Annotated in this window: 5 protein-coding genes; all 5 read right to left on the bottom strand. The window is 48.1% G+C overall.

Going from position 1 to position 5,833, the window contains the following annotated elements:
* Positions 1 to 92: 92 nt before the first annotated feature.
* Positions 93 to 2,621: a nitrite reductase large subunit NirB gene (nirB, locus tag C7B77_RS21985; protein WP_181243963.1), complete on the bottom strand. Its 2,529-nt coding sequence runs from the start codon at positions 2,619 to 2,621 to the stop codon at positions 93 to 95.
* Positions 2,622 to 2,899: 278 nt separating this feature from the next.
* A complete protein-coding gene (locus tag C7B77_RS21980) occupies positions 2,900 to 3,619 on the bottom strand; it encodes a GUN4 domain-containing protein (RefSeq protein ID WP_106309892.1) in 720 nt (239 codons plus the stop codon).
* A 180-nt stretch (positions 3,620 to 3,799) separates the two neighbouring features.
* Positions 3,800 to 4,990: a murein transglycosylase A gene (mltA, locus tag C7B77_RS21975; RefSeq protein ID WP_106309889.1), complete on the bottom strand. Its 1,191-nt coding sequence runs from the start codon at positions 4,988 to 4,990 to the stop codon at positions 3,800 to 3,802.
* Between the two features lie 188 nt (positions 4,991 to 5,178).
* The gene (locus C7B77_RS21970) at positions 5,179 to 5,433 is read right to left on the bottom strand and encodes a hypothetical protein (RefSeq protein ID WP_015162621.1); all 255 of its coding nucleotides are present in this window, start codon (positions 5,431 to 5,433) and stop codon (positions 5,179 to 5,181) included.
* A 110-nt stretch (positions 5,434 to 5,543) separates the two neighbouring features.
* Positions 5,544 to 5,833 (bottom strand): uracil-DNA glycosylase family protein (locus C7B77_RS21965; RefSeq protein ID WP_281261381.1); only part of this gene is annotated, 290 nt, incomplete at its 5' end.

Below are 5,833 nucleotides of genomic sequence, written 5' to 3'. Positions count from 1 at the left end.
CTTCCTGTGGTGCTGGCGATCGATCGCTAATGCAATCTCTTCTAGGATACAAGGGGTAATTCATGAATTACCCCTACCTAAATTAACTTATTTTAACTGTCGATCGAAAGTAATTGTCGTTCGTGTTCGTAAACGGGACGTTTTTGGCCACGTTCTTCGACTTGGACGATATTCGGATCGGTTGCGTCGCTATTGACGAAGTGTTGGAAGCGTTGCAGCTTGACGGGATCTTTGAGGGTGACATCCCACTCGCAGGCATAGGTAGCGACTTGATGTGCCATTTCTGCTTCGAGTTCGGCGGCGATGCCGAGGGAATCATTAATAATCACATCTTGCAGATATTCCATGCCGCCTTCGAGTTTATTAAACCACGTTGCCGTGCGTTCTAAGCGGTTGGCCGTGCGGATGTAGAACATTAAGAACCTGTCGATATAGCGAATCAGGGTTTCTTTATCCAAGTCGGCGGCTAATAGCTGCGCGTGTTGGGGCTTCATCCCGCCGTTACCGCATACATACAGGTTCCAACCTTTTTCGGTGGCGATAATTCCAAAATCTTTGCTTTGAGCTTCGGCACATTCGCGGGTGCAGCCAGAGACGGCGGATTTGAGCTTGTGGGGCGCGCGCAGACCGCGATAGCGTAATTCTACCTCGATCGACAGTCCGACGGAATCTTGGACGCCAAAGCGGCACCAGGTGCTACCGACACATGATTTGACCGTCCGCAGAGCTTTACCGTAGGCATGTCCGGATTCAAAGCCAGCCGCCACCAGCCGCTGCCAAATGTGTGGGAGTTGGTCTACCCGCGCGCCGAGTAAATCGATGCGTTGCGCGCCCGTAATCTTGGTGTAGAGGCCAAATTCTTTGGCAACTTCGCCCAAGACGATCAGTTTATCGGGGGTAATTTCGCCGCCAGGGATGCGGGGAATGACTGAGTAGGTACCATCGCGCTGAATGTTGGCGAGGAAGGCATCGTTAGTATCTTGCAAGCCGACGTGTGGTGCGTCGAGAATTTGGTCGTTCCAAGCGGAGGCGAGGATCGACGCGACGGCTGGTTTGCAAATTTCGCAACCGCGTCCGGTACCATATCGATCGAGTAAGGCTTGAAAAGTATGGATATCTTGCGATCGAACAAGACTATATAATTCCTGACGGGAGAAGGCGAAGTGTTCGCACAGGTTATTATTAACTGCAATTCCGGCTTTTTTGAGTTCGGATTTGAGTAAGTCGGTAACTAACGGCACGCAACCGCCGCAACCAGTTCCGGCGTTGGTACAAGATTTGACGCTACTGATATCTCGCAGTTCCTGTTCTTGAATCGCGGTGCAGATTTGACCTTTAGTGACGTTATTACACGAGCAAATTTGGGCGGTATCGGGGAATTGGTCTACGCCCATCGCCGTACTCGCACCGCTGCGGGGCGGTAAAATCAGATCCTCTGGATGCGGCGGTAATGCCATCTGATTTTGCATCAATTGGAGCAATGTACCGTAAACAGTGGCATCGCCAACTAATATCCCGCCGAGTAAACGGGTACCATCTTCATTAACTACCAGCTTTTTGTAGGTACCTGCAATCGCATCGTCAATTTTAATTACTTTCGAGCCAGCCGTCTTACCAAAAGCGTCGCCAAAGCTCGCCACATCGATGCCTAATAGCTTCAATTTGGTGGACATGTCTGCGCCCGTAAAATTATTGGCGTCGCTGCCACAAAGTCTATCTGCGGCCACTTCAGCCATCCGATAACCAGGCGCGACGAGGCCGAAAATTTGATTGTTGTATAACGCGCATTCACCGATCGCATATACATCTGGATCGGATGTTTGACAATTATCGTCGATAACAATCCCACCGCGATCGCCAATTTTCAGTTCGCTCTGACGCGCTAACTCATCCTGGGGGCGAATTCCCGCCGAGAACACGATCAAATCTGTCTCTAACTCGGTACCGTCAGCAAATAACATCTTGCAGACGCGCCCATTTTCGTCCGCGACAATCTCCGTCGTCGATTTGCCTGTATGAATACCGATGCCTAAATCTTCAATCTTCTGACGCAATACCGCCCCACCAGATTCGTCTACCTGTACGGGCATCAATCGCGGCATGAATTCAACTACATGGGTTTGGAGTCCCAAATTTTGGAGCGCATTGGCACATTCCAAACCGAGTAAACCACCACCGACAACCACGCCTACCTTACAATTTTTGGCATACGCTTCAGTCGCCTCCAAATCGCAAATCGTCCGATAGACAAAAGTACCTTCCAAATCGTTTCCTTTGATCAGCGGTACGAATGGATAGGAACCAGTTGCCAGCACGAGCTTATCGTAACCGATCGTCAGCCCTTTAGCAGACGTGACGGTCTTATTGGCTCGATCGATACTAATCGCCTTATCGCCGACATGTACCTCGATCTGATTGTCCTTATAAAAATCCGGCTCGACCAGAGATAGATCTGCCGCTGTCTTCCCTGCAAAATAACCGCTGAGATTGACGCGATCGTAAGCTACCCGTGGCTCTTCGCAAAAGCAGATTAGCTCCCAATCCGCACCTTTTGCTGCCATCTGTTCCAAGAACCGATGACCGACCATCCCATTGCCGATCGTCACTAACCGTTTTGCCATGCCAATGCTACCTTAGCTACAATAATCCTGAGTGTTTATTAGGCTAGGTAGATTAGCGAATTTATTTTGTATCGAGCTATACAAAAGCCTCTAAATTATTCACTAATTGCATGGGGATCGTGTGGATAGGGAATAACGGGTGGATGGTTGGGTCTGTTATGAGTAATGGGTAATGAGTAATGAGTAATGGGTTATGAGCAAAAGAATAATTATCTGTCCCAGTCTCCCAGTCTCTCAGTCTCCCAGTCCCCCAGTCTCCCCCTCTCCCAACTCCGTCGCTACTTTTCCCAAGCAGGATGAGATAGCAATGAAGAAATTGCTCGGACGCCGCGCAATTGATTGGAAAGCGGTAAATGACCTCTAGGCGCGGTCAAATCCCAAGTGAACGAGCCGGGGTATCGAGTCCAGTTATTACCCTCTTTCCAGCCGATTTTCGGCCACAATTTATCCCAATTTTTAGACATACCCAGCCACATTTCGCGCTGAACCGAGAATCCAAATTTACCTTCAGAATGAAACAACCATAACGCATCGATCGTGTGTAGATCGATCGTGGGTAACTGTTCGACTTCGGTAAAATAGATCCACTTGCGTTGCACGGCGTCCGCACCTGCAAGTTCGCATAGCTTCTCATTGGTGAGCTTATCTGCGGCTTGAAAGTTGCGTTGGGCGAGCAATTGCTGGAGTTGCGTGTAATCGATGCCCACGCTCGATGTTAAGGGTACGATGCCCGTAGGAAATTCGCGATCGAGAAAATCTTTGGCTGCGGGCAGTTCGCTCTGATATAGAGCTTGATACACTGCTCCGCCGACGATTGTCGGCTCTGTACCCCGTTGTTGTTGGAGCCACTCGCTTAAAAATTCAATGCCTGGTAACCCAGTAGCAACAAGCTGGGGGAGGATTTGCAACTGATTTTTGGAGATATTAGTTGTAAATTTTTCCTGCAACTCGGCGATATCTGAAGGTATCGATGGTGAGGTAGTACTGGAATCGGGCATGGGTGAAGTGCGGCTAAGAGGTGGAGAGTTCCGATCGATATTTTACCAAATATAGCCTGACTTGTTGTTGATGGGAGAGTTGGGAGTTGGGAGGGGGGAGCGGGGAGTTGGGGATTAGTTAAGATTTACTTTGCTTATTACCCATCCACCCATCCACCCATCTACCCATCCACTCTCTCACTAGCTCTTCAACAATAAGTAATACAGATGCCCTGGCCCACCAGTAACGCCCGCACGATCGCCTGCAATTTTACCTTTACCCATAAAATAGTCTACGCGTCCGGGGCCAGTAATCGCACTACCCGTATCCTGATCCAATACATAGCGACTGACCAATTTTTGTTCGATCGATCGACCGTTTGAATAAGGTAACTCGGTATGCACTAGAGCTAGCGCGCCTGGTGGCATCATCGATTTGTCTGTAGCGATCGATCGATCTGGCGTGACTGGCACATTAATACTGCCCATCGGATCGCCTTTGAAGGTTTCCTTCATAAACACGAATCGTCTCCAGCGGGGAATGTAGACGTCTAGTTCTTGGGGATTTTCTTGGAAGTAACGAATAATTCCTGGCAATGTCAGTTGTGCAGGTGTCACTTTACCATCTTTAGCGAGTTCTTTACCGATACTGGTGTAAGCAAAATTCGTACCGCCAGCATAACCGACTGTGGTTTTAGTACCATCGGTGAGATTGAATTCTGCCGAACCCTGAATCTGCACTAATACGGCTTCAAATCGATCGCGCATCCAGAAGATCTCATTGCCAGCTAACTCGCTTTTGCTGCCTTGTAAGCCATCTGCGCCCTCTAACGCGAGTCGGTCGGGTTGGGGATCTTTCCAACTACTAAAACTTGCAGGTAATTTGTACAGCGGATATTTAAATTCAGCAGTTTGTTTGCGGCTAGCTGTATAAATTGGTTCGTAGTAGCCAGTAAATGTTACGGTACCTTTATTATCTTTACCGACCGATTGATAGAAGACAAATTCTTTTTTGACTGAGGCTTGGAGTTCGCCAGCAGAAGTACTCTTGTTTACTAATTGGCGAAATCTGACTAGAGAGCGGCGCACTCGATCGCGATTGATGCCCTGTACTGCATAATTTTGGTAGGCTTTAACAGCAGCGGGGGTTTCTATGTAGCGGAGACTATTGTCGAGTGATTTGAGCAGTGCCAGTTTATCGCCAGATTTGCCCCACAGTTGCTCGTCAAAGCCTACAGAATTTTGCTCATAATTATTAGTATTAGTCGTGGAGCTACCCCGTTCGGATTGGACATTGGCTGGGGGTGCCGCACTCACCCGCACGGATGATTGCTGGTTGAATCCTAGCGCAATACCTAGATTCAAAGTGAGTAAAGCCAGTGTTTTAATCATGAAAAATTCTTAAATAACGCTTGGACAATGCAATCGGTGACGAGAGTTAGAGATGTCATGTTTCCAGCACCGTCGTCTAGATCGATCGTTAGTTGTATCACTGTTGCTCTAGTTTTGGGGACTGATCCGTCAAGCCTGCAAGGTTACGCTAAAGCCTAAAACCTAAAGCCTAAAGCCTAAAGCCTAATCTAATAATCGCGATCGATACTCGATGCAAATACAGGTTCGACGCGAATTGCTTCGACACAGCTAGGGCGAATTACCATGTATTCACCTTGACTATTTTTCAAAGGTACGGTAATAAAATCGCTAGAACTGGATTTGGGCATCAGTTCATTACTATACCATTTTTGAAAATCTTGGACGGTAGGAAAACGGATTTCCTCGCGATGACCGCCTGATAATAGCAGATGCACTGCATACTCGTTTGCTACCTTAGCCATACTCGATCGTGTTTGGTTGAGACTGATTAGTTATGAGTATGCCCAATTCTCGATCGAGAATTGAAAATATTGAGAGTTGGGAATTGGGAGCCACTTAAGGAGGGGATTTTTTAGGTGCTCAGTTCGTCTAATTTGGCACGGATGGCTTGAATATCTTGCCACATCAGCCATTTGGGCTTACCGACATCTGGCGCGGGATTGCGCAGTAAATAGGCGGGGTGAAAAATTGGCATACACCATCTGCCTTCCCATTCGATCCAAGTGCCGCGAATTTTGGTAATGCCGTCTTTTTTACCTGTAATTGCTTTTACCGCTGTGGCACCTGTAAGTAGGATAATTTTGGGATCTACCAGCCGGATTTGTTCGAGTAGATAGCTGTCTCTTATACACATCTGACGCC

Origin of the sequence: Chamaesiphon polymorphus CCALA 037 (genome assembly GCF_003003845.1) — a bacterium.
In the GTDB taxonomy this organism is placed as follows: domain Bacteria; phylum Cyanobacteriota; class Cyanobacteriia; order Cyanobacteriales; family Chamaesiphonaceae; genus Chamaesiphon; species Chamaesiphon polymorphus.
Note: the sequence above shows the minus strand (reverse complement) of the source record. Positions and strands in the feature narration are given on the sequence as shown.

Bases quoted from the DNA above. Each gene is read 5' to 3' on its own strand.
- nirB (WP_181243963.1), bottom strand. From the start codon at position 2,621: ATGGCAAAACGGTTAGTGACGATCGGCAATGGGATGGTCGGTCATCGG.
- C7B77_RS21980 (WP_106309892.1), bottom strand. From the start codon at position 3,619: ATGCCCGATTCCAGTACTACCTCACCATCGATACCTTCAGATATCGCC.
- C7B77_RS21970 (WP_015162621.1), bottom strand. From the start codon at position 5,433: ATGGCTAAGGTAGCAAACGAGTATGCAGTGCATCTGCTATTATCAGGC.
- mltA (WP_106309889.1), bottom strand. From the start codon at position 4,990: ATGATTAAAACACTGGCTTTACTCACTTTGAATCTAGGTATTGCGCTA.